Source organism: Vibrio sp. Vb1127 (assembly GCF_033338735.1).
GTDB classification, from domain to species: domain Bacteria; phylum Pseudomonadota; class Gammaproteobacteria; order Enterobacterales; family Vibrionaceae; genus Vibrio; species Vibrio alginolyticus.
The window spans coordinates 119,685-142,480 of sequence record NZ_JAWOTF010000009.1 but is presented as its reverse complement, the minus strand read 5'-3'; the positions used below and the strand labels follow the sequence as shown (position 1 = coordinate 142,480).

22 protein-coding genes and 1 other RNA gene are annotated in these 22,796 nt (G+C 45.7%); 19 read left to right on the top strand and 4 right to left on the bottom strand.

Features of this window, described 5'->3' with window-relative positions:
- Positions 1–170 precede the first annotated feature (170 nt).
- The 8 genes from zapE (at position 171) to sspB (ending at position 6,880) form a co-directional block, all read left to right on the top strand.
- Positions 171–1,274, top strand: coding sequence for a cell division protein ZapE (gene zapE, locus R7H07_RS14295; RefSeq protein ID WP_005387411.1), 1,104 nt, complete (start codon positions 171–173; stop codon positions 1,272–1,274).
- Between the two features lie 251 nt (positions 1,275–1,525).
- Positions 1,526–1,954, top strand: a complete 429-nt coding sequence (rplM, locus tag R7H07_RS14290) for a 50S ribosomal protein L13 (protein WP_005372872.1) — start codon at positions 1,526–1,528, stop codon at positions 1,952–1,954.
- Positions 1,955–1,969: 15 nt separating this feature from the next.
- A complete protein-coding gene (gene rpsI, locus R7H07_RS14285) occupies positions 1,970–2,362 on the top strand; it encodes a 30S ribosomal protein S9 (RefSeq protein WP_005372876.1) in 393 nt (130 codons plus the stop codon).
- Positions 2,363–3,055: 693 nt separating this feature from the next.
- Positions 3,056–3,646, top strand: coding sequence for a ubiquinol-cytochrome c reductase iron-sulfur subunit (gene petA, locus R7H07_RS14280; protein ID WP_005372877.1), 591 nt, complete (start codon positions 3,056–3,058; stop codon positions 3,644–3,646).
- The gene (locus R7H07_RS14275; protein WP_005372880.1) at positions 3,646–4,911 is read left to right on the top strand and encodes a cytochrome b; all 1,266 of its coding nucleotides are present in this window, start codon (positions 3,646–3,648) and stop codon (positions 4,909–4,911) included. The genes petA and R7H07_RS14275 overlap by 1 nt, the downstream gene beginning before the upstream one ends.
- Positions 4,908–5,645: a cytochrome c1 gene (locus R7H07_RS14270; RefSeq protein ID WP_005372881.1), complete on the top strand. Its 738-nt coding sequence runs from the start codon at positions 4,908–4,910 to the stop codon at positions 5,643–5,645. Before R7H07_RS14275 ends, R7H07_RS14270 begins: the two co-directional genes overlap by 4 nt.
- Positions 5,646–5,741: 96 nt before the next feature.
- Positions 5,742–6,377 carry a stringent starvation protein SspA gene (gene sspA / locus R7H07_RS14265; protein ID WP_005372897.1) on the top strand — a complete coding sequence of 212 codons (636 nt, stop codon included), beginning with the start codon at positions 5,742–5,744 and terminating at the stop codon, positions 6,375–6,377.
- Positions 6,378–6,394: 17 nt separating this feature from the next.
- Entirely contained in the window at positions 6,395–6,880 is a 486-nt protein-coding gene (gene sspB, locus R7H07_RS14260; protein WP_005387408.1) for a ClpXP protease specificity-enhancing factor, read from the top strand.
- Between the two features lie 71 nt (positions 6,881–6,951).
- Here sspB and R7H07_RS14255 read toward each other — a convergent pair whose 3' ends face one another.
- The 4 genes from R7H07_RS14255 to R7H07_RS14240 are packed head-to-tail and all read right to left on the bottom strand — an operon-like array spanning position 6,952 to position 10,402.
- On the bottom strand, positions 6,952–7,620 hold the full coding sequence (locus R7H07_RS14255) for a BON domain-containing protein (protein ID WP_025768401.1): 669 nt from the start codon (positions 7,618–7,620) through the stop codon (positions 6,952–6,954).
- Positions 7,621–7,641: 21 nt separating this feature from the next.
- Entirely contained in the window at positions 7,642–8,232 is a 591-nt protein-coding gene (locus R7H07_RS14250; RefSeq protein WP_005372901.1) for a phosphoheptose isomerase, read from the bottom strand.
- 3 nt (positions 8,233–8,235) lie between these two features.
- Entirely contained in the window at positions 8,236–8,604 is a 369-nt protein-coding gene (locus tag R7H07_RS14245; protein ID WP_005372903.1) for a YraN family protein, read from the bottom strand.
- On the bottom strand, positions 8,591–10,402 hold the full coding sequence (locus tag R7H07_RS14240) for a penicillin-binding protein activator (protein WP_182038532.1): 1,812 nt from the start codon (positions 10,400–10,402) through the stop codon (positions 8,591–8,593). Before R7H07_RS14240 ends, R7H07_RS14245 begins: the two co-directional genes overlap by 14 nt.
- Before the next feature lie 68 nt (positions 10,403–10,470).
- Here R7H07_RS14240 and rsmI point away from each other — a divergent pair, with 68 nt between their 5' ends.
- From rsmI to murG, 11 genes are all read left to right on the top strand, one after another.
- The gene (gene rsmI, locus R7H07_RS14235; protein ID WP_005372907.1) at positions 10,471–11,334 is read left to right on the top strand and encodes a 16S rRNA (cytidine(1402)-2'-O)-methyltransferase; all 864 of its coding nucleotides are present in this window, start codon (positions 10,471–10,473) and stop codon (positions 11,332–11,334) included.
- Between the two features lie 167 nt (positions 11,335–11,501).
- An RNA gene (rnpB, locus tag R7H07_RS14230) (RNase P RNA component class A) lies at positions 11,502–11,932 on the top strand.
- 175 nt (positions 11,933–12,107) lie between these two features.
- Positions 12,108–13,058 carry a 16S rRNA (cytosine(1402)-N(4))-methyltransferase RsmH gene (rsmH, locus tag R7H07_RS14225; protein ID WP_005372918.1) on the top strand — a complete coding sequence of 317 codons (951 nt, stop codon included), beginning with the start codon at positions 12,108–12,110 and terminating at the stop codon, positions 13,056–13,058.
- A 5-nt stretch (positions 13,059–13,063) separates the two neighbouring features.
- Positions 13,064–13,381 (top strand): cell division protein FtsL, encoded by a 318-nt coding sequence (ftsL, locus tag R7H07_RS14220; protein WP_005372920.1) that lies wholly within the window; start codon positions 13,064–13,066, stop codon positions 13,379–13,381.
- Complete coding sequence (locus R7H07_RS14215; RefSeq protein WP_206959303.1) at positions 13,378–15,171, top strand: penicillin-binding transpeptidase domain-containing protein; 1,794 nt, start codon at positions 13,378–13,380, stop codon at positions 15,169–15,171. The genes ftsL and R7H07_RS14215 overlap by 4 nt, the downstream gene beginning before the upstream one ends.
- A gap of 62 nt (positions 15,172–15,233) precedes the next feature.
- On the top strand, positions 15,234–16,715 hold the full coding sequence (gene murE / locus R7H07_RS14210; RefSeq protein ID WP_054578500.1) for a UDP-N-acetylmuramoyl-L-alanyl-D-glutamate--2,6-diaminopimelate ligase: 1,482 nt from the start codon (positions 15,234–15,236) through the stop codon (positions 16,713–16,715).
- Complete coding sequence (locus R7H07_RS14205) at positions 16,712–18,076, top strand: UDP-N-acetylmuramoyl-tripeptide--D-alanyl-D-alanine ligase (RefSeq protein ID WP_025768405.1); 1,365 nt, start codon at positions 16,712–16,714, stop codon at positions 18,074–18,076. Before murE ends, R7H07_RS14205 begins: the two co-directional genes overlap by 4 nt.
- Positions 18,076–19,158: a phospho-N-acetylmuramoyl-pentapeptide-transferase gene (mraY, locus tag R7H07_RS14200; RefSeq protein WP_005372931.1), complete on the top strand. Its 1,083-nt coding sequence runs from the start codon at positions 18,076–18,078 to the stop codon at positions 19,156–19,158. Before R7H07_RS14205 ends, mraY begins: the two co-directional genes overlap by 1 nt.
- A gap of 39 nt (positions 19,159–19,197) precedes the next feature.
- Positions 19,198–20,511 (top strand): UDP-N-acetylmuramoyl-L-alanine--D-glutamate ligase, encoded by a 1,314-nt coding sequence (gene murD / locus R7H07_RS14195; RefSeq protein WP_017821485.1) that lies wholly within the window; start codon positions 19,198–19,200, stop codon positions 20,509–20,511.
- Between the two features lie 18 nt (positions 20,512–20,529).
- Positions 20,530–21,726 (top strand): cell division protein FtsW, encoded by a 1,197-nt coding sequence (ftsW, locus tag R7H07_RS14190; protein WP_206959301.1) that lies wholly within the window; start codon positions 20,530–20,532, stop codon positions 21,724–21,726.
- Positions 21,713–22,780, top strand: a complete 1,068-nt coding sequence (gene murG, locus R7H07_RS14185) for an undecaprenyldiphospho-muramoylpentapeptide beta-N-acetylglucosaminyltransferase (RefSeq protein ID WP_206959299.1) — start codon at positions 21,713–21,715, stop codon at positions 22,778–22,780. Before ftsW ends, murG begins: the two co-directional genes overlap by 14 nt.
- Positions 22,781–22,796 lie beyond the last annotated feature (16 nt).

Here is a 22,796-nt window from a genome sequence, read left to right as displayed (position 1 = left end):
AAGTCTTTTACTACTTAGTTACACGCGGTGCTCGTCCATGTTACTATGGCTTGAACAGCCGATAAAGAAAAATAGCAGTATGTCTTCGGGGACTGATAACTACTTCTCTCTATTCTCAAAGTTGACCCCGAGGTAACCCTTTTCTCTATACCTCTATACGACTTAATACGATGACACCACTACAACAATATCAAAAAGACATAGCAGAACACGGGTTTCAGCGTGATGAAGCTCAGTATCAAGCGGTCGTTGCATTAGACAAGCTTTACCATGCTATCGTTGAATTTCAGTCAGCGCCTGTGCCTCAGCTTTCCAAATGGCAAAAGCTAATGGGGAAAAAAATCGACAAGCCTGAACCACCAAAAGGCCTTTACTTTTGGGGGGGCGTAGGTCGCGGTAAAACCTACCTTATGGATGCATTTTTTGATGCTTTACCGACCCAAAGAAAAATGCGCGTCCACTTCCATCGATTTATGTATCGAGTACATGATGAGTTGAAGCTGTTAGGTGATGTCGAAAATCCGCTATCAAAAGTGGCGGATAAATTTAAAGAAGAAGCCGATGTGGTTTGCTTTGATGAATTTTTTGTTTCCGACATTACTGATGCGATGATCCTTGCAACGCTACTTCAAGAAATGTTCAAGCGGCAGATGATCCTAGTCGCGACTTCAAACATTGAGCCGCAGAACTTATATCGTAACGGTTTGCAAAGAGCGCGCTTTTTGCCCGCGATCGATATGATTTTGGCGCGTTGTGAAGTGTTGAATGTCGATAGTGGCGTTGATTATCGCTTAAGAACGTTAGAACAGGCTGAAATATACCATTACCCGCTTGATGAGCAGGCTAGCATAAACCTTAACAAATATTATCAGCAGCTGACTGGAGAGCGTCAGTTTGTTGCTCATCAAATCGAAGTTAACCACCGTCAACTAGCGGTGATTGAAGCAAGCGACGGGGTGCTGCATGCGTCGTTTGCTCAGTTGTGTCAAACTGCTCGCAGTCAAAATGACTACATTGAATTGTCTCGTATTTACCACACGGTATTACTGGCAGATGTTCAACAAATGAACCGAAAAATCGATGATGCGGCGAGACGCTTTATCGCGCTGGTCGATGAGTTTTACGAGCGCAATGTTAAGTTGATTATTTCTGCTGAAGTGCCAATGGCCGACTTATATACTGATGGGCAGTTAGAGTTCGAATTTAAGCGCTGTTTGTCTCGGCTTACTGAGATGCAAAGTCATGAGTATCTCGCGCGTGAACATTTGGCCTAGATCCAATGGGTTCTTAAAAAAGTGAAGAAAAAATTAGTGATTTGGCGCAAAAAAAGGTGATTTTTTCTTCGCTCTTCTCTATAATCCTGCGACCCACCGTTACTGCAGACCTGATTATCGAAGTTATTTCGAAATTGAAGGTCGAGAGTACCAACGACTCGAAGGGGTGATGACTGGGCTCTTAGACAGTGTGGGAGCACTATTGGGTGTTCCTTTAAAGTTTAAAATTTAATTAACGGGTTATTGTTAGCATGAAAACTTTCGTTGCTAAACCAGAAACTGTAAAACGCGACTGGTACGTTGTAGACGCTGAAGGTAAAACTCTTGGCCGTCTAGCAAGTGAAATTGCATCTCGCCTACGTGGCAAACATAAAGCTGAATACACTCCTCACGTTGACACTGGTGATTACATCATCGTTATCAACGCTGAGAAAGTTGCTGTAACTGGTAACAAAGCTAAGAACAAAGTGTACTACCGTCACTCTGAATTCCCAGGTGGTCTAAAATCTATCACTTTTGAAAAGTTGATCGATCGTAAACCTGAGATGGCTCTTGAGCTTGCAGTTAAAGGCATGCTTCCACGTGGTCCTCTAGGCCGTGCTATGTACCGTAAGCTAAAAGTTTACGCGGGCGCTGAGCACAACCATGTTGCTCAACAACCACAAGTACTAGACATCTAATTGGGGATTTCGAAAATGGCAGAGAATCAATACTACGGCACTGGCCGTCGCAAAAGCTCAGCTGCACGTGTTTTCATTAAACCAGGCAGCGGTAACATTGTAGTAAACAAGCGTAACCTTGACGAATACTTCGGTCGTCCAACAGCACGTATGGTTGTACAACAACCTCTAGAGCTAGTTGAACTAACTGAAAAGCTAGACCTTTACGTAACAGTTAAAGGCGGCGGTATTTCTGGTCAAGCTGGTGCTATCCGTCACGGTATCACTCGCGCGCTTATGGAATACGATGAGTCTCTACGTCCTGCTCTACGCGCAGCTGGCTACGTTACTCGTGACGCTCGTTGCGTTGAACGTAAGAAAGTTGGTCTACGTAAAGCACGTCGTCGTCCACAGTTCTCTAAGCGTTAATTTCCTCTTATCGGGAATTATGCTTTCAGAGTTACTCTGGAAACTGTGTACCAAAAGCTCGGCTCTATGCCGGGCTTTTTTGTATTTAAAGACATCATACTTGTCTTCAAGCAACGAACAGCCTTCACTTATCATCACACTCCGAGCAGGCCTTCTTATTCGTCCTCTTCGTCGAAAGGTTGTCAGTGCCGTTTTATATGTGTGCCTTATTTAATCGCGACTCACCACGCTTTCTCTTGCGATGCAGCATAGATGTATTCATCAGCAGGAATGTCTTTGTATCTTATTCTTCCTGTAACATGTTTTAAAATGACTTACGTTCCTTTTTGAGCATTCTGCGTGCTACAAAATTGAAAATATAAACACAGTAAGCTGAACGCGTAATACGAAATATTTCTCTGTGTAATTAACTGAAAACTACCAAGATAAAAGGTTTTATCCGCTTTCAGCGGGGCTTCTATGTGGTGCTTTCTTGTTACAAATCACATCAATTTTTTATAATTCTGCCGCTTTTGTGACGACGCGAGCGATTTGCCTCACAAATGTTACAAAAAGGTAGCTTTATCTTGTCAAAAAGTAGGGTTTTCTTTATCATTTCCCTCCAATAAATAGAACTAAATTCATTATTTGTTAGCCATGCTCTTATAAGCGGAATAATAACGATCCAAAGGGAGCAAATGGGAGAATGTTTGGATGAGCAACGCGCCTTTAAATAACGGTCGCAGGCGTTTTCTAACCGCTACAACGGCAGTTGTTGGTGGGTTAGGGGCAGTCGCCGTCGCCGTGCCTTTTATCAAATCATGGAATCCGAGTGCTAAAGCCAAAGCGGCGGGCGCACCGGTGGAAGTGGATATAAGTAAAATTGAACCAGGTCAGCTGGTTCGTGTTGAGTGGCAGGGAAAACCTGTATGGATTGTTCGCCGCACTCAAAGCGTTCTGGATAACTTAAAATCGATCGGTGATAAGCTTCGCGATCCACAATCTGAAATGGAGCAGCAGCCTGAGTACGCTCAGAATGAGTTTCGTTCGATTAAGGAAGAGTTTTTCGTCGCAGTTGGTTTCTGTACCCACTTAGGTTGTTCACCAACCTATCTACCTGACTCTTTCTCAGAGCAGGTGCAGGGCGTAAGATCTGGCTTCTTCTGTCCTTGTCATGGTTCTAAGTTCGACATGGCTGGTCGAGTGTTCCAAGGAGTACCTGCTCCGTTGAACCTTGTCGTTCCTAAGCACATGTATTTGAGCGATACCAAGCTCATTGTGGGTGTTGATGAGGGAGATGCATAATGCAAGCAATGTTAGATTGGGTTGAAAAGCGTATTCCTGCAATGAATGCTTATAAAAAGCATTTGTCTGAATACCCAATGCCTAAGAACTTCAACTTTTGGTACCTTTTCGGTTCTCTGGCGATGCTGGTTCTTGTTAACCAAATCCTAACGGGTATTTGGCTAACGATGAACTATGTTCCTTCAGGTGACGGTGCATTTGCGTCTATCGAATACATTATGCGTGATGTAGAGTACGGTTGGCTTCTGCGTTACATGCATTCCACTGGCGCGTCAGCGTTTTTCGTTGTTGTGTATCTTCACATGTTCCGTGGTTTGATCTACGGTTCATACCAAAAACCTCGTGAACTGTTGTGGATCTTCGGTATGTTGATCTTCCTAGTTCTCATGGCTGAAGCGTTCATGGGTTACCTACTTCCATGGGGTCAGATGTCATACTGGGGTGCGCAGGTAATCATTTCCCTGTTTGGTGCTATTCCTGTTATCGGTGATGACCTAACACTTTGGATTCGTGGTGACTACATCATCTCTGGTGCAACGCTAAACCGTTTCTTCGCACTACACGTTATTGCACTGCCTATCGTTTTGCTTCTTCTTGTTGTTCTGCACGTATTGGCGCTGCACGAAGTAGGCTCAAACAACCCGGATGGTATCGAAACTAAGCTGCCAAAAGGCTCAATGGGCGACGATTACAAAACGCAATTCAAGTTCCACGATTACTACACGAAGAAATATGACATCATTGATTCGATTCCTTTCCATCCGTACGGCACGGTTAAGGACTTGGTCGGTGTCGCTGGTTTCTTGTTCTTCTTCTGTTACGTGCTGTTCTTTAACCCAGAGATGGGTGGGTACTTCCTTGAGCCGCCTAACTTTGAAGCTGCAAACCCACTGAAGACACCAGAGCATATTGCTCCGGTATGGTACTTCACGCCGTTCTACGCAATCTTACGCGCGGTTCCAGACAAACTATTAGGTGTTATCCTAATGGGCGCGTCAATTGCAGTGCTGTTTGTTCTACCTTGGTTGGATCGTTGTAAAGTTCGTTCATACCGTTACCGTAGCAAACTTCATTTATTGAATATTGTACAGTTCACTATCGCCTTTATCGCTCTGGGTATTTTAGGTGCGTTACCTGCTACACCAACGTACACACTACTATCTCAGATCTTTAGCTTGTGTTACTTCATGTTCTTTGTGTTGCTGTTCTTCTACAGCAAAAATGAAGCAACCAAACCATTACCAGAGAGGGTGACATTCAAATGAAGAAGTGGATTGTAATTCTATTTGCTATGTTGCCATCACTAGCGATGGCAGCTGGGGCCAATGTTCCGCTGGATAAAGCGAATGTTGACCTTACGGATAAAGCTTCGCTACAAAACGGCGCGAAGTTGTTCATGAACTACTGTTTTGCTTGTCACTCTACGCAATACCAGCGTTACGAGCGTGTAGCAACAGACTTGGAAATTCCAACAGACTTAATGAAAGAAAACCTGATTTTCAATCCTGAAGCGAAAATCGGTGATCTAATGGTCAATGCTATGCCACCGAAGCAAGCGGCAAACTGGTTTGGTGCTCCACCACCAGATCTTACGTTGGTTGCACGAGTTCGTGGTGCTGATTGGTTATACACTTACTTACGCTCTTTCTATGTTGATCCATCTCGTCCATTCGGCGTGAACAACATCGTATTCCCGAGTGTTGGTATGCCGCATGTACTTGAAGAGCTACAGGGCATCCCGACGCCGATTTACGATACGAAAATCGTAGATGGCGAAGAAGTACAAGTTGTTGTTGGTACTGAAACCGATGGCACGGGTGAGCTGAGTGAAGGCGAATATGACAAAGCGGTTGGCGATCTCGTTAACTTCTTAGTTTATTCAGGTGACCCAGTGCAGCTTGAGCGTCATGCTTTAGGCTGGTGGGTAATGGGCTTCTTAGTGCTTCTAACCATCGTTGTTGTGATGCTCAAGAAAGAGTATTGGCGCGATGTGCATTAATTGTGCTAAAATACCGTGCTAATTCCCAATTTTAATTGATGTACAATGGAGGCTTAGCCTCCATTGTTTTTATTTGTAAGTGTACTGGAGGGCTCCATGGCTGTAGCTGCCAATAAACGTTCTGTGATGACTCTTTTCTCAAGTGCATCAGATTTGTATAGCCATCAGGTTCGCATTGTACTAGCTGAAAAAGGCGTAAGTGTTGAAGTTGAGCTTGTTGACGAAGCAAACCTTCCTGCTGAGCTTGTTGAGCTAAACCCATATAAATCAGTGCCAACTCTTGTTGACCGTGAGCTAGCTCTTTACGATTCAAAAATCATCATGGAGTACTTGGACGAGCGTTTCCCTCATCCACCTCTAATGCCGGTTTACCCTGTTGCTCGTGGCAACAGCCGCTTGATGATGTACCGTATCGAACGCAACTGGTATTCACTCGCTGAAAAAGTGATGAAAGGTAATGCGGAAGAATCAGAAAAAGCACGCACAAAGCTGCGTAATGATCTTCTGACGTTAGCGCCAATTTTTGCTGAATATGAGTACTTCATGAGCGAAGAATTCAGCTTGATCGATTGTTACCTAGCTCCACTATTGTGGCGTTTGCCTCAACTTGGTATCGATCTTGTTGGCCCTGGTTCAAAAGAAATCAAGGTATACATGAACCGCGTATTTGAACGTGATTCGTTCCTTGCTTCTTTGACTGAAGCTGAACGTGAAATGCGCCTAGTTCGCTAAGCGATTTAAAACACGTTATGGATATTGCAAAAATGACTGCTCGCCGCCCGTATATGCTTCGCGCATTTTACGACTGGTTAGTAGACAATGACTTGACTCCTCACTTGGTTGTGGATGCAACAATGCCAGGGGTGCGTGTCCCGGTTGAATTTATTCAAGATGGTCAAATTATTTTGAATATTGCGCCACGTGCAGTGGGTAATCTTGAGTTAGGTAATGATGCGATTACCTTCCATGCTCGCTTTAGCGGTCGTCCGCACTCAGTGATCGTGCCTGTGTATGCTGTTCAAGCTATTTATGCACGTGAGAATGGTGCTGGTACTATGTTTGAACCAGAAGAAGCGTACACTCACATCGAAGAAGAAGCGATGACCGAGGAAGAATCATCCCCATCGTTCACAACGGTTAGCGATGAGCCTTCTGAGTTAGTTTCTGATTCAGATGCCGAAGAGGACGATGCTCCTCGACCAAAAGGCAAACCAAGCTTAAGAGTGATTAAATAATAAAAAAGCAGCGTTACGCTGCTTTTTTCTTTTTAACTTGTTGAAGATGATTTCAAGCCAGACTTTGGAAATTACTCACTAATCGTAAAGACTTCGACGTTCTCTTCATTTTCTGTGCTTGCCTCACTTTCTATTGTTTGTACACCGTCACTCGGTAAGTCCACTTCAACAGGCTCCATTTCGCCGTATTGGAACCCTTTAATGACTTGTTTTACGCCTGAGATATTACGTGCGATTTCTGTCGCTCGATCGCCTTGCTCTGGCGTGACATAACCAAACAGAAAAACGTCGCCATCTTCGGTGATCACTTTAACCTTAACACCATTAAGCTCAGAATCAGTAAGCAAAGCTGACTTTACTTTGGTTGTGATCCAGCTGTCATTGCTAATCTGGGTAACAGTGAGTGGCTCTTTTTGTTTGATTTGATTGTGTATGACTTTTACACCACTAACTTCTCGAGCCCTTCGCTCTAAAGCAAGGATAAGGTCTTGTGTCGGAGCTTGTCCCATAAGGACTACAGTCCCATTATATGAACTGGCAACGACACGAACTTCACCTTTAAACGGTGCTTTATTGCCGATCGCCGCAACTTCGAATTCGATGTTATTGTCCTGCCAGATTTGTTTTGTCGTGCGTGTGTCCGTGACAATATTCGCTGTGGTTGCTGCACCTGCGATAAACAAACCTGCGCAACCACTTAAACTCAATGCTGTTAATAAGATAACGAGGCTACGTATCATAATTCTGACTCTCAGTCTTGGTTACTCTTCGTGAGCAGGGAAAAGCACCTGGTCAATAAGATCACAAAGACAATGGAGTGTTACCATATGTACTTCGTGAATACGTGCAGTGCGGTGTGATGGAATACGAATTTCGACGTCGTTCTCACCGAGCAGTCCTGCCATCTCTCCGCCATCTTTTCCTGTTAGCGCGATAATCGTCATGTCTCGAGTTACGGCTGCTTCCATCGCTTTGATAATATTTTTACTGTTACCGCTAGTCGACATGGCAAGCAAAATGTCGCCTGGTTGACCAAACGCTCGTACCTGTTTTGAGAAGATTTCCTGGTAGTGGTAATCGTTGGCCACTGCGGTTAGGGTAGTATTATCGGCGGTTAAGGCCATTGCTGGTAGGCTAGGGCGCTCAGTTTCAAAACGGTTTAAAAGACAAGAAACAAATTGTTGAGCGTTTGAAGCACTGCCGCCATTACCACAACATAAAATTTTATTGCCATTAAGCAGGCTCGACACCATCGCTTGAGCTGCATGAGTAATGGCATCAGGCAGCGCCTCTGCTGCTGCGATTTGAATTTGAATACTTTCTGTAAAGCTGTCTTTAATGCTGTCTAGCATCGCTTATCCTTCAGAGATTGCGTTTTCTATCCAGTTGATATCTCGCCCATTATCATGAATGGCGATGACATCAAATCGATAATCGATATTGTGTTTTAAGCGCTTTTGTTGGCTAAGCCAAACTTGTGCGGTTTTGACTAGCTTGCGCATTTTAGCGTGCGTCACCATTTCTGCTGCCGAGCCAAAGTGATTGTTCTTACGGTATTTGACTTCAACAAACACAATAGTTTCACCTTGTTGGAAGATTAAATCAATCTCACCGACCTTAGTCAGAAAATTTTGTTCAATAAAGTTTAAGCCCTGGCGTTGTAAATACTGCTTCGCCAGAGCTTCATATTGATTTCCGATTTGGCGCTTGCTAAAGAGCCCCACGCTCAGCCCAGCTTAGCTCACGCTGTACAACACAATTATTGTCGATACTTAAAATACCGGTTTGGCCGCCAACTGAGTAGCCCGGAACGACCTTCATTTGTGGCAGCTCCCCAATCAATTTATACGCATCCATACCCAGTGCTTTCAAACGTTTTTCCATGTTAGATTGCTCTGACCACAACTCGTTCATTTCAGCGGTCACGCTAGGGTCTGGGTCAATCAGTAATGGGATATCGCTGTAGATGATGCCTGTTAGATCTTCGTAAGTCGCGCCGCCACTGTTGCTACGCGAGCTAGAGAAAATTTGAGGAGCTTTGGCGTCTGGGTTAATCGCTACCTCAATAAATGGCTTGATCAAAGTCAGTTCCGTGCTTCTAGCAACAATATAAACCGCATCGACATCACGACGGCTACGTGGCTGTGTTTCAAGCTTGATACGCATTAGTGATTGCATCTGAGCAATACGTTGTTTGCTTTCTTGCAGACCAAATACTTCATTGATGTCTTTTTGAAGTTGGCGCTTGTCGCCAAAATAACTTGCTGCGACTTTATTAGAGCTGTACTTGCGCCATTCTTTGTTGAACGCTTCAGTTACGCGCTCACCAAAGATGCCCTTTGGTGCCAGGATCAGAGGGAAGTTATAGCCTTCGCTGAACAAGTGTTTCGCTGCTTGTGCGGCTTCTTGTTCTGGTGATAATGCCAAGTAGCAAATATTGCTATCTGGTTGCACATCTTCGGGAATATTTAGCGCAAGGGCTGGAATCGTAGGACCATTTTCTGAGCCATCCATGGTTGTGTGCAATAGCTCAACGTTCTCTTTTTCTAGAGGACCAACAACAAAATCGATGTTTTCATTGATCAAACGTTGTTTAATTTGGTCGGCGTTATACGCATTAGTGTCTATTACCGTGAGGGTAGCGCTTGGATCACGGTTACGATCATTCATCATCGCAAACACAAAACCATCACGAATTAATTGCGCTTGTGGCGAGAATTTACCAGTAAGCGGCAGTAACAAAGCGGTGTTGTTTGGTTTAACTATGTCTAGAGAGAGAATGTTTTGAATCTCTTCTGGTGTGTAGATAGCGGCTGGATGCGATGGGTTCTCGTTTAACCAGCGTTCGAGGGTATTTTTTAGTTGGGATAAGTTGCCCGACAGCGTTTTCGCATAAATAGCGAGTTGTAGCCAACCATCCAAAACATCTTCATTTGGCTCTGTTTCTAATGAGGTCAGTTCGTACTCGGAGTAGCTGCCAAAGTTCATCCAAATACGGCTAGAAATCTCTCTCTGCTCCGCGGACGATGCATATTGGCCAAATGCAACCAGTTGGCGGTTTGCCTCAAACGCTTGGTTAAGACCTTGATAAGCGTCGGCACGCATAAAGTAGTAGTCTTTCCATTGCTCATTTGGCAACTTCCACCAAGGTTTAAAATTCAACAATTGCAGCAATTGAGAGTAATTACCCTGTTTTTGCTGTATGGTCGCACGCGCTAGTTGCCACTCTGCTTGCTGAACTTCGGTTAACTGTTGACGAGCTAGGCGCTTGATCAACATTTCTGCTTGATCAAACTGGTTTGCTTGAATCGCGGCTTTGGTTGCCATGATCAACCAGTCATTTTGTAAACTGCCTTCCGTGCTATCAGCTTGGATCATATAGTTCTGAACAGACTGAGTAGGCTCAAGTGTTACATCAACGCCATCAGGCTGTCTTGGACCTGAAGAACAGGCGGCGAGCGTAATTGCTAGTGCAACAGGAGTAAGTATGCGTGGTACACTGAGTCTCTTATGGTTAATCATTGCCGTGAGTTCTCTATAATTTTGTACAAAATTGTCTCTATATTAATCGTTGAAGTGATGGTAAACAAATGACAGATAAAAATAAGTTGCCGAATGAGGGGCCAACTCTCTATATCGTACCGACTCCAATCGGAAATTTAGCGGATATCACCCAACGTGCTATCGAAATTCTGTCGACTGTGGACATCATTGCCGCTGAGGATACTCGACATACGGGCAAATTACTGTCTCACTTCAATATTCAAACCAAAACTTTTGCTCTACACGACCACAATGAGCAGCAAAAAGCACAAGTTTTGGTAGAAAAGCTGCTTTCCGGTCAGTCTATCGCATTAGTTTCTGACGCTGGTACGCCACTTATCAGCGACCCAGGATACCATTTGGTGACAAAATGTCGTCAAGCGGGCGTTAGAGTTGTGCCTCTTCCAGGTGCTTGTGCGGTCATTACGGCGTTAAGTGCCTCTGGCTTGCCATCGGATCGCTTTAGCTTCGAAGGTTTTTTACCACCGAAAAGCAAAGGTCGTAAGGATAAATTCCTAGAGATTGCTTCGGTAGAGCGTACGTGTATTTTTTACGAGTCACCGCACCGTATTTTAGACTCTCTACAAGACATGTTAGACGTTCTTGGCCCAGATAGAGAAGTTGTGTTGGCAAGAGAGCTAACAAAAACCTTTGAAACCATTCAAGGCATGCCGTTAGGTGAGCTGATTGAATGGGTGAAAAGTGACGATAACCAACAGCGTGGTGAAATGGTATTGTTGGTACATGGCCATCGTGAAACAACAGACGACTCACTACCTGAAGATGCTTTACGCACGTTAGGGATTTTGACCAAAGAGCTGCCTTTGAAAAAAGCAGCTGCTTTGGTTGCAGAAATACATAACTTGAAGAAGAATGCGCTATATAAATGGGGCTTAGAAAACTTAGACTAAGTGCCGCTAGCGAGATAAATGGTCAATGAGGGCTGATGTTTAGGCATCGGCCTTTTTATTATCTATTTTTGGTACGTTGACTAAAAAGTCATCACTTAGTGCATTCATTTCATCATATCTGTGATCTAACTAGACTCTGAAGTGAGAACTCTATACAATCCGCCCTCGGAGCTGACTGGGTAGTCGCTGCTTTGTTGATGTCCTTCGGGAGACTGACGTCGAAGTCCCTTTGGGAGACTGACGTTGACGTCCTTCGGGAGACTGACAAAGGGGAGGAAAGTCCGGGCTTCATAGAGCAAGGTGCCAGGTAACGCCTGGGAGGCGCAAGCCTACGACAAGTGCAGCAGAGAGAAGACCGCCGATGGCCCGTAAGGGTACAGGTAAGGGTGAAAGGGTGCGGTAAGAGCGCACCGGACGACTAGCAATAGTTCGTAGCAGGGTAAACTCCACCTGAAGCAAGACCAAATAGGCCTCCACATTGCGTTGCTCGCGTAAGGAGGCGGGTAGGTTGCTCGAGCCAGTGAGTGATTGCTGGCCTAGACGAATGGCTACCGCCGCGCAAGCGGAACAGAACCCGGCTTATGTGTCGGCTCCACCTATTCGAGACCCATCTCTACTTCGGTAGTGATGGGTTTTTTGCATTTAATTGACGCAAACTATGTCATTACCAATAAACTTGGCGTAAATCACGTCTAACTTTAGACTTGTGGTGGCGATGATGTAGGAAATCAGTACACTAAAGAATCGCTTCAAGATCATTCAACGAGAAAGCTATGACCGAAACCTTCCAACATATTTCCGTGTTATTAAATGAATCCATTGATGGCTTAGCTATCAAACCAGACGGCGTCTATATTGATGGAACATTTGGCCGTGGCGGTCACAGCCGGACAATTCTATCTAAACTCGGTGAAAATGGCCGACTGTACAGTATCGACCGTGACCCTCAAGCGATCGCTGAGGCAGGCAAAATCAATGACCCTCGCTTCACCATTATTCATGGTCCATTTTCTGGTATTGCTGAGTATGCTGAAGAGTATGGACTAGTTGGAAAAGTGGATGGTGTTCTGCTGGATTTAGGCGTTTCTTCTCCTCAGTTAGACGACGCAGAGCGTGGCTTTAGCTTTATGAAAGACGGTCCGCTAGATATGCGTATGGACCCGACATCAGGTGTTCCAGTATCTCAATGGTTGATGGAAGCAGACCTCGATGATATCACTTGGGTCATTCGCGAGTTTGGGGAAGATAAACATGCGCGCCGTATTGCAAAAGCGATTGTTGCCTACCGTGAAGACGAAGAAAATGAGCCAATGGTTCGCACTGGTCAGCTGGCAAAATTGATTTCAGATGCCGCACCGAAAAGTTTTAAAGAGAAAAAACACCCTGCGACTCGTGCTTTCCAGGCTTTTCGTATTTACATCAACAGTGAGTTAGAAGAAATTGATACGGCACTTAAAGGCGCGGCGAGCATTCTGGCTCCTGAAGGCCGTTTATCTGTGATTAGCTTCCACTCTCTGGAAGACCGTATGGTCAAACGTTTTATCCGTAAAGAGAGCAAAGGGCCTGAAGTGCCACACGGTATTCCAATGACGGAAGAGCAAATTCGTGCTCTTGGTAGTGCGAATATGAAAGCAGTGAGCAAAGCGATTAAGCCAAGCAAACAAGAAATTGAAATGAACCCTCGCTCGCGCAGCTCTGTGTTAAGAATTGCGGAAAAGCTTTAATTATTATGACGAAATCCACTCCTAATCTTGCTAAGTTGATTGCAACAGATCTCCTCACTGTTGGTCGCTGGCCATTACTGTTGTTGCTATTGATCGTGGCATCGGCAATGGGAGTGGTATTTGCTACCCACCATGCGCGTCAAGCGATCACCGAAAAAGACCATACGTTGGTTGAACGAGAACGATTAGATAGCGAATGGCGTAACTTAATGTTGGAAGAAACTGCCCTCGCGGAACACAGTCGTGTTCAAGACCTTGCCAAAAAAGAACTTGAAATGAAACGACCTGATGGCGATAAAGAAGTGGTTGTCACGCTCAAATGATTAGAAAAAAATCCAACACGAAACAAGCCAATAAGCGTAAACCTGTAGCAAAAGAGAAAGTGGCTACGGGGGATAAGAAAAACGATAACAAAGCAGTGAAAGTGGCGGTCGAAGAATCTTTCTTGATTCGTTGGCGCTTCCATCTATTACTGTTTTTTGTTTTTTGTGCATTTGCCCTTTTGGTGGCACGCGTAGCCTACATCCAAATCATTGAGCCAGATAACCTGATTAAACAAGGTGACCTACGTTCGGTTCGTGTTAAATCCATTCCTTCTGCTCGCGGTATTATTTCGGATCGAAATGGTGAGCCGCTTGCTGTCAGTGTTCCGGTTGAGGCTGTTTGGGCAGATCCTGCCACGATTTTTAAAGAAAACGCGTTAAGCCAGACCAAAAGTTGGCATGCATTAGCGGATGTTCTTGGTATTGACCGACAAGGGTTAATAGACAAAATCAAGCGCAATGAAAAACGCCGCTTTATCTACTTGCAGCGCCAGGTCAGTCCGGCCATGGCGAACTATATTCGTGAGCTAAAGCTGCCAGGTGTTGGCCTTAAGTCGGAATCTCGTCGTTATTATCCTGCAGGTGAGGTTAGTGCTCACTTAGTCGGTGTGACAGGCATTGACGGGCATGGCCTAGAAGGTGTGGAGCGTAGCTACGATGAGTGGCTCACTGGCGCGGCGGGTAAGAAAACTATTCGTAAAGACCGTTATGGTCGTGTTGTGGAAAACATTGCTTGGCAAGACAAGCAAGAAGGTAAATCACTTCAGTTAACCATCGATCAGCGCCTACAGGCGATTGCGTATCGTGCGATTAAGCAAGCCGTTGCGGACCACCGCGCCACTTCAGGTTCTGTTGTCATGTTGGATGTAAAAACGGGCGCCGTATTGGCCATGGTTAATGCTCCTTCTTACAACCCTAACAATCGTAGCGATTGGCAAAGCTATCAAATGCGTAACCGAGTGATCACGGACTCAATGGAGCCCGGTTCGACCATTAAGCCTTTCGTTATTTTAGCCGCCTTAGAAAATGGGATAGCGGATAAAGATACCATCGTAGATACCGGTAATGGTGTTCTACGTTTAGGTGGTAGTCGAGTCAGAGATGTCTCTCGCGTAGGTAAAGCGAGCTTGACCACGATCCTTAAAAAGTCGAGTAATATCGGTGTGACGAAGCTAGCAATGCAAATGCCGGTAGAGGCGCTTCTTGGGCTGTACAGTTCAGTGGGTTTTGGTGAGCTTTCTGGCCTAAACCTAGTTGGGGAAGTGACGGGTATTTTTCCTACACGAACTCGTTGGTCGCCAATTGAGCGCGCCACGATTGCGTTTGGTTATGGTCTATCAATTACACCAATCCAGCTAGCCCATGCTTATGCGACGCTTGGAAACCTTGGCAAATACGAGCCTATTCATATTATCGAAAGCAATGATCATGACATGTCACGCCAAGTGGTGAGTGCGAAGTATGCGCGTCAAGTATTAGACATGTTGGAAACCGTAACTCAAAAAGGGGGCTCGGCTCGCAGAGCGGCAGTTCCTGGTTATCGAGTAGGAGCGAAAACGGGTACATCACGTAAAGCTTCTGCCGGTGGGTACAGCGACGAGTACATCACCTACACGGCTGGGCTTGCTCCGGTTAGCGATCCGCGAATTGCTTTAGTAGTGATCGTAAACGAGCCTCAAGGCGATGACTACTATGGTGGTTCGGTAGCGTCTCCTGTCTTCTCTGAAATCATGAAAGGCGCGCTACAAATACTCAATGTTGCACCTGACGAAAACAAATTCCAACAGTAAGCCCTGTGGTTTACTGAGCAAACAAAATTAAGAAAACCTGAGCCAAAGCTCGGAGAACAAATATGACTAAAGCCATCAGTATGGACGTGCTGCTTTCCCCTTGGGTGGATTGCCCTAGCTTATCGTCCGTTCTTGTTTCTGAATTGGAGCTCGACAGCCGAAGAGTTCAACCTGGAACCACGTTTGTAGCAGTGATTGGCCATGTTGTGGATGGGCGTAAATTCATTGCCTCTGCAATTGAGCAAGGTGCAAATGCAGCCCTGGCGCAAGCCTGCGATGTCAAAACACATGGTACGGTGGAAATCATTGATGATGTTCCCGTCATTTACATTGATAGGTTGGACCAACGTTTATCCGCAATTGCTGGAAAGCTTTATGCTTACCCTGATATGGATTTGATTGGTGTCACCGGCACCAACGGCAAAACCACCATTACCCAGTTAATAGCGCAATGGCTAGAACTGCTTGACCATAAAGCGGCGGTAATGGGAACAACAGGAAATGGCTTCCTCAATAACTTGCAACAAGCTGCGAATACAACGGGGAATGCCGTTGAAATTCAGAAAACGCTCTCCTCTCTCGCAAATCAACAAGCCACATACACCGCGCTAGAAGTATCTTCCCATGGCCTGACGCAAGGTCGTGTCAAAGCATTATCATTTGCGGCGGGCGTGTTTACTAACTTAAGTCGTGACCATCTTGATTACCATGGCACGATGGAAGAGTATGCCAATGCAAAGCTTGGGTTGTTCACGCAACACCAATGTGAACGTGCCATTATCAATGTTGATGATGAAGTAGGTCATCAATGGGCGTCGCAGTTAAGTAATGCGGTCGCTGTTTCGCTCAAACCGAATACTGAATTTGAAAGCGCAATTTGGGCGACGGAAGTCAGTTACGCGGAGTCAGGGATTACTATTAAGTTCGATGGTAAATTTGGCTCAGGTGAATTGCACGCGCCATTGATTGGTGAGTTTAATGCAACCAACTTAATGCTCGCTTTTGCGACCTTATTAAGCTTAGGTAAAGAGAAACAAGCGTTACTCGAAACCGCAGGTCAACTGCAACCTGTACTCGGCCGAATGGAGTTATTCCAAACTGAGGATCGTGCCAAAGTCGTGGTTGATTATGCCCATACTCCTGATGCTTTAGAAAAAGCGCTGCAAGCTTTACGAGTTCATTGTGAAGGCCAGCTGTGGGCTATTTTTGGCTGCGGTGGCGATCGCGATGCAGGTAAGCGCCCAATGATGGCGGAAATTGCAGAGCGTCTAGGCGACAGAGTGGTGTTGACTGACGATAACCCACGCAGCGAAGACCCGGTTCAGATTGTGAAAGACATGTTAGCTGGGCTGTCAAAACCTGCTGAAGCGATTGTTCAGCATGACCGCTTCAAAGCACTGTCTTATGCCATTGAAAATGCTTCGCCAAACGACATTATCTTGTTAGCTGGAAAGGGCCATGAAGATTATCAGATTCGTAATGGCGAAACGATTCATTACTCCGACCGCGAGTCCGCAATGCAACTTTTAGGATTGACCTCATGATCAAAGTAACGTTATCTCAAATTGCAGACATCACTCGTGGTGAGCGATTCGGCGACGAGCTACTTATCGACGCGGTTTCTACTGATACACGAACGATTGAGCGTGGGGCTTTATTCGTCGCGTTAGTTGGGGAGCGCTTTGATGCGCACAACTTTTGCCAACAAGCGGTAGATGCAGGTGCCGGTGCTTTACTCGTGGAAAAACGCTTAGATGTGAATGTGCCGCAAATTGTGGTGTCGGATACCAAACTTGCATTGGGTGAATTTGCTTCTTGGGTGCATCAAGCATGCCAAACACCTACCGTTGCCATCACCGGAAGTTGCGGTAAAACGACCGTAAAAGAAATGGTTGCGAGTATCCTGCAATTGAAAGGCAAAGTGCTATTCACGGCGGGTAACTTCAATAATGATATTGGTGTTCCGTTGACATTATTACGCTCACAGCAGGATGATGATTATGCCGTGATTGAGCTTGGTGCTAACCATATAGGTGAAATTGCTTACACGACTCAGTTAGTAAAACCAGATATCGCGTTAGTGAACAATGTAGCAGCCGCTCACCTTGAAGGCTTTGGTTCTATCGATGGCGTGAAACAAGCCAAAGGTGAAATCTACCAAGGCCTTTCAGCTGGTGGTATTGCGATTGTTAACCTAGACAGCAATGGTGAAGCCAAGTGGGATGAAGTGTTAGCAGATAAGAAAGTCATTACTTTTTCACAAAGTAATACTGATGCAGACTTCTTCGCTTCTAACATCGTATTGAACGCCGCAGGTGAAGCAAGCTTTGACTTACATATCGCAGCAAGCTCACAAGAAATTGAACTGTCTCTGGGTATTATAGGTCAACACAACGTTGCGAATGCCATCGCTGCTTCTATTATTGCGTTACAAATGGGCGCCACATTAGAAGAGGTTCGCGCTGGCCTTAAACATTTGAACAAAGTGAAAGGTCGCGTCGAGGTTGAAGCGCTGAGCGAAAAGATAAAATTGATTGACGACAGCTACAACGCGAGCGTGCCAGCCATGAAAGCGGCAGTTGATTTATTGGCCGCTTTCCCAGGTCAACGCTGGCTGATTTTAGGTAATATGGCGGAATTGGGCGAGGAAAGTCTTGCACTTCATCGTCAAGTCGGGGAACATGCTGCCCCACAAAAATTTGAACATGTTCTCACATATGGTGCAGACGCCAAGGTGATCAGTGATCTTTGCCAAGGCATTCATTTTGAGACGCACCAAGAGATGATTGAATACATCAAGCAGCATCTAGACCAAGCCGTTCCTGAAAACCATACGATATTGGTGAAAGGAGCGAACGGTGCACGTATGTTTGAAGTCGCTGCTGCTTTGAAGGAGTATTATTAATGATTATTTGGCTTGCCGAGCTGCTACAGCCATACCTGTCTTTTTTCCGATTGTTTGAATACTTGTCTTTTCGAGCAATCCTAAGCGTATTAACCGCTCTAGGTCTGTCATTATGGATGGGACCAATCATGATCAAGCGTTTGCAAATGCTGCAAATTGGTCAGGTAGTGCGTAACGAAGGTCCTGAATCTCACTTTAGTAAGCGTGGTACCCCAACAATGGGCGGTATCATGATCTTAGCGGCCATCTCAATCACGATTTTGCTATGGACAGACTTATCCAACCCTTACGTATGGGCGGTACTGACAGTCTTACTTGGCTACGGTGCGGTCGGATTTGTTGATGATTATCGTAAAGTGGTACGAAAAAATACCGATGGTTTGATCGCGCGTTGGAAGTACTTCTGGCAATCGTTGATCGCGTTTGTCGTGGCTTTTGCATTGTACGCTTACGGTAAAGACACTGCAGCCACTCAGCTCGTGGTGCCATTTTTTAAAGACATCATGCCGCAACTTGGTTTGATGTACATTATCCTGACTTACTTTGTGATTGTCGGTACGAGTAACGCGGTTAACCTGACCGATGGTCTAGACGGTTTGGCAATCATGCCAACGGTTCTTGTTGCTGCAGGCTTCGCGGTTATTGCATGGGCGACGGGTAACGTTAACTTCTCTGAATACCTTCATATTCCATACTTACCACATGCTTCTGAGTTGGTTGTCGTATGTACAGCAATCGTAGGTGCAGGCCTTGGTTTCTTGTGGTTTAACACTTACCCAGCACAAGTGTTCATGGGTGATGTCGGCTCACTAGCGCTTGGCGGTGCATTGGGCACCATTGCTGTTCTAGTTCGTCAAGAGTTGGTGTTGGTGATCATGGGTGGCGTATTTGTGATGGAAACGCTATCAGTCATCCTACAGGTAGGTTCTTACAAATTACGTGGTCAGCGCATTTTCCGTATGGCACCAATTCACCACCACTACGAATTGAAAGGTTGGCCAGAACCTCGCGTAATCGTGCGCTTCTGGATTATTTCTATGGTTCTTGTTCTGATTGGTCTTGCGACATTGAAAGTGCGTTAATCGCACTTTCCAAGAATAAGATTTACAGTGTGATCAAATATGGAACGTTGGCAAAACATACATAGTGTTGTCGTCGTAGGGCTCGGTATTACCGGGCTCTCTGTCGTTAAACACCTAAGAAAAAATCAGCCACAACTTGTGGTCAAAGTCATTGATACTCGTGTAAACCCTCCAGGTGCAGAGCGCTTGCCGGAAAGTGTTCAACTGCATAGTGGTGGTTGGAATACAGACTGGCTTTCTGACGCGGATCTTATCGTGACCAACCCTGGTATTGCGCTAGCGACACCAGAGATCCAAGCCGTATTAGCAAAAGGTACGGCAGTAGTAGGTGATATCGAGTTATTCGCTTGGGCGGTGCAGAAACCGGTGATTGCGATTACGGGCTCAAACGGTAAGAGCACAGTAACCGACCTCACAGGTGTGATGGCTAAGGCTGCAGGTTTGGATGTTGGCGTTGGTGGTAACATCGGTGTGCCTGCACTGGATTTGTTAGAACAAGACGCAGACCTATATGTACTCGAACTCTCGAGCTTCCAGTTAGAAACGACGTCAAGCTTAAAGCTCAAAGCCGCTGCGTTTCTGAATCTTTCTGAAGATCATATGGATCGTTATCAAGGCATGTCTGACTATCGACAAGCTAAGTTGCGTATTTTTAACCATGCTGCTCTTGCAGTCGTGAACCGTGATGATCAAGAAACCTTCCCAGACGCAGAGATGCCATTGGTGACATTTGGCAGCGACAATCAGGACTTTGGTCTCGAGGTGGATGGCAACCGTACTTGGCTGCTCGATCACGGTCAACGAGTTGTCGCAAGTGATGAGCTTAAGTTGGTTGGTAAGCACAACTTATCTAACGCTCTGGTTGCTTTAGCGCTATTAAAAGCTGCGGACGTAAACTATCACAAAGCATTGAATGCACTTAAAAATTACACGGGACTGACACACCGATGCCAGGTGGTTGCGGATAATCAAGGCGTCAAATGGGTGAATGACTCTAAAGCAACTAATATTGCCAGCACTATGGCTGCGCTATCTGGTTTGGAATCGACAGGCAAGCTCTACTTACTCGTTGGTGGTGTTGGCAAAGGTGCTGACTTCTCGCCATTAAAACCGATCTTCGCGACGCTTAACTTGCAACTGTGTTGCTTTGGCGCTGATGGCGATGAATTTATGCCACTGCATGAATCTGCAATACGTTTCGACACTATGGAAGATGTGATTCAACAAGTATCTTCGCAGTTAAAACCAGGTGATATGGTGATGCTGTCTCCTGCATGTGCTAGCTTTGATCAATTCGACAACTTTATGGCAAGAGGTGATGCTTTCGCTGCTCTTGCTCAGAAATATGCATAATTAAAGGTTACACACTTCGTGGGTTTAGGTAACGTTAAACGCAGTATTGGCAATTGGCTCAAGCATCCAGCCCCAGAGGCGATGTTTGATCGTCAGTTAGTGTGGATTGCACTGGGTTTGATGTTGACTGGTTTGGTCATGGTAACCTCTGCATCATTTCCAATCAGCTCTCGATTAACGGAACAGCCGTTCCACTTTATGTTTCGTCATGCGACGTTTCTCGTGCTGGCGTTAGGGACCTCCGCTGTTATTTTGCAAGTGCCTTTGCAAGAGTGGTTTAAGAAGAGCCATTACTTACTTTGGACTTCTTTCGCACTGTTGATCATCGTGCTCTTGGCGGGTAAGTCGGTTAATGGTGCGTCTCGTTGGATTCCCCTTGGGCTGTTTAACCTTCAGCCAGCGGAAGTCGCGAAGCTATCGCTGTTTATCTTCATGTCTGGTTACTTAGTTCGAAAGCAAGACGAAGTACGACAAACGTTCTTTGGTGGCTTTATGAAGCCTATCATGGTGTTTGCCTTCTTCGCAGTATTACTACTTGGTCAGCCAGACTTGGGGACGGTCGTCGTGATGCTGGTCACGCTGTTTGGCATGCTTTTTATCGCAGGTGCAAAACTAACCCAGTTTCTCGCCTTGATGGTGGCAGGTATCGGCGCTGTGGTAGGTTTGATTCTCGTCGAGCCATACCGTATGCGACGAGTAACCTCCTTCCTTGACCCGTGGGAAGACCCATTTGGCAGTGGCTATCAGTTGACTCAGTCTTTGATGGCGTTTGGTCGTGGTGAATGGTTCGGTCAAGGTCTCGGTAATTCAATTCAAAAACTGGAATATCTACCGGAAGCGCATACCGACTTTGTGTTTGCCGTACTTGCTGAAGAGCTTGGTTTCGTAGGCGTAGTGCTGGTCTTAATGCTGATTTTTAGCTTGGTGCTAAAAGCGGTTTACATCGGCAAGCGTGCATTTGAAGAAGGCGAAATGTTCGGAGGTTATCTGGCTTTCGGAATTGGTATTTGGTTTGCGTTTCAAACCTTGGTTAATGTTGGAGCTGCCGCCGGTATTGTTCCAACAAAAGGTTTAACACTTCCACTCATCAGTTATGGTGGTTCTAGTCTAATAATTATGTCCGTCGCAGTGTCCATATTACTGCGTATCGATTACGAATGCCGCTTGAAACGCGAGCAACAACAATCAGAACAACAAGCTAATGAAACAAAATAAACGTTTGATGGTGATGGCTGGTGGTACTGGCGGTCACGTATTCCCAGGTTTGGCGGTAGCAAAACAGCTTCAAGAGCAAGGTTGGGAGATCCGTTGGTTAGGTACGGCGGATCGAATGGAAGCGGATTTGGTGCCAAAACATGGCATTGAAATCGACTTTATCAAAGTGAAAGGGTTACGAGGTCAAGGCGTTAAACGTCTTCTTGCAGCACCATTTCAAATTATCAATGCCATTATGCAGGCTCGTGCTCACATGAAACGCTGGCAGCCAGACGCAGTGCTTGGTATGGGCGGTTATGTTAGCGGCCCGGGCGGTATTGCCGCTTGGATGAGTGGCATTCCTGTTGTTCTGCATGAACAAAATGCAGTAGCAGGTTTAACGAACCAATGGTTATCGAAAATCGCTAAGAAGGTTTTTCAGGCTTTCCCAGGCGCTTTTCCAAATGCCGAAGTGGTTGGGAACCCAGTTCGTGAAGACGTGACTCAATTAGCAGCGCCAACTGAGCGCATGCAAGAGCGCCAAGGTCCAATTCGCATTTTGGTGATGGGTGGCAGCCAAGGCGCACGTATTCTTAACCAAACTCTGCCAGAAGTGATGTCGAAATTGGGCGAAGATTACTGTATTCGTCATCAAGCGGGCAAAGGTGCCGCCGAAGAAGTGAATGCAGCATACCAAGCTAATGGTGTGGTAAATACAGAAGTAATGGAATTCATTGATGACGTTGCAGAAGCTTACGCATGGGCTGACCTTTTAGTTTGTCGCTCTGGAGCGTTAACCGTTTCTGAAGTCTCGGCGGCAGGTGTAGGCGCTATTTTTGTTCCATTCATGCACAAAGACCGCCAGCAAGCACTTAATGCAGACCACTTGGTGGATTGCGGCGCGGCGAAAATGATTGAACAACCAGATTTAACCGTTGAGTCTCTGACTCTGCAGATCCAACAATTGGATCGCCAAGCTTTACTTACAATGGCTGAGCAAGCGCGTGGCGCTGCAAAATTGAATGCTGACCGAGTTGTCGCACAAGCCATTGTCGCTTTGACCGAAAAGCGTTAACCGAATTATTGAGAAT

Coding starts and splice junctions, on each gene's coding strand:
- zapE (WP_005387411.1), top strand. CDS start 171: ATGACACCACTACAACAATATCAAAAAGACATAGCAGAACACGGGTTT.
- rplM (WP_005372872.1), top strand. CDS start 1,526: ATGAAAACTTTCGTTGCTAAACCAGAAACTGTAAAACGCGACTGGTAC.
- rpsI (WP_005372876.1), top strand. CDS start 1,970: ATGGCAGAGAATCAATACTACGGCACTGGCCGTCGCAAAAGCTCAGCT.
- petA (WP_005372877.1), top strand. CDS start 3,056: ATGAGCAACGCGCCTTTAAATAACGGTCGCAGGCGTTTTCTAACCGCT.
- R7H07_RS14275 (WP_005372880.1), top strand. CDS start 3,646: ATGCAAGCAATGTTAGATTGGGTTGAAAAGCGTATTCCTGCAATGAAT.
- R7H07_RS14270 (WP_005372881.1), top strand. CDS start 4,908: ATGAAGAAGTGGATTGTAATTCTATTTGCTATGTTGCCATCACTAGCG.
- sspA (WP_005372897.1), top strand. CDS start 5,742: ATGGCTGTAGCTGCCAATAAACGTTCTGTGATGACTCTTTTCTCAAGT.
- sspB (WP_005387408.1), top strand. CDS start 6,395: ATGGATATTGCAAAAATGACTGCTCGCCGCCCGTATATGCTTCGCGCA.
- R7H07_RS14255 (WP_025768401.1), bottom strand. CDS start 7,620: ATGATACGTAGCCTCGTTATCTTATTAACAGCATTGAGTTTAAGTGGT.
- R7H07_RS14250 (WP_005372901.1), bottom strand. CDS start 8,232: ATGCTAGACAGCATTAAAGACAGCTTTACAGAAAGTATTCAAATTCAA.
- R7H07_RS14240 (WP_182038532.1), bottom strand. CDS start 10,402: ATGATTAACCATAAGAGACTCAGTGTACCACGCATACTTACTCCTGTT.
- rsmI (WP_005372907.1), top strand. CDS start 10,471: ATGACAGATAAAAATAAGTTGCCGAATGAGGGGCCAACTCTCTATATC.
- rsmH (WP_005372918.1), top strand. CDS start 12,108: ATGACCGAAACCTTCCAACATATTTCCGTGTTATTAAATGAATCCATT.
- ftsL (WP_005372920.1), top strand. CDS start 13,064: ATGACGAAATCCACTCCTAATCTTGCTAAGTTGATTGCAACAGATCTC.
- R7H07_RS14215 (WP_206959303.1), top strand. CDS start 13,378: ATGATTAGAAAAAAATCCAACACGAAACAAGCCAATAAGCGTAAACCT.
- murE (WP_054578500.1), top strand. CDS start 15,234: ATGACTAAAGCCATCAGTATGGACGTGCTGCTTTCCCCTTGGGTGGAT.
- R7H07_RS14205 (WP_025768405.1), top strand. CDS start 16,712: ATGATCAAAGTAACGTTATCTCAAATTGCAGACATCACTCGTGGTGAG.
- mraY (WP_005372931.1), top strand. CDS start 18,076: ATGATTATTTGGCTTGCCGAGCTGCTACAGCCATACCTGTCTTTTTTC.
- murD (WP_017821485.1), top strand. CDS start 19,198: ATGGAACGTTGGCAAAACATACATAGTGTTGTCGTCGTAGGGCTCGGT.
- murG (WP_206959299.1), top strand. CDS start 21,713: ATGAAACAAAATAAACGTTTGATGGTGATGGCTGGTGGTACTGGCGGT.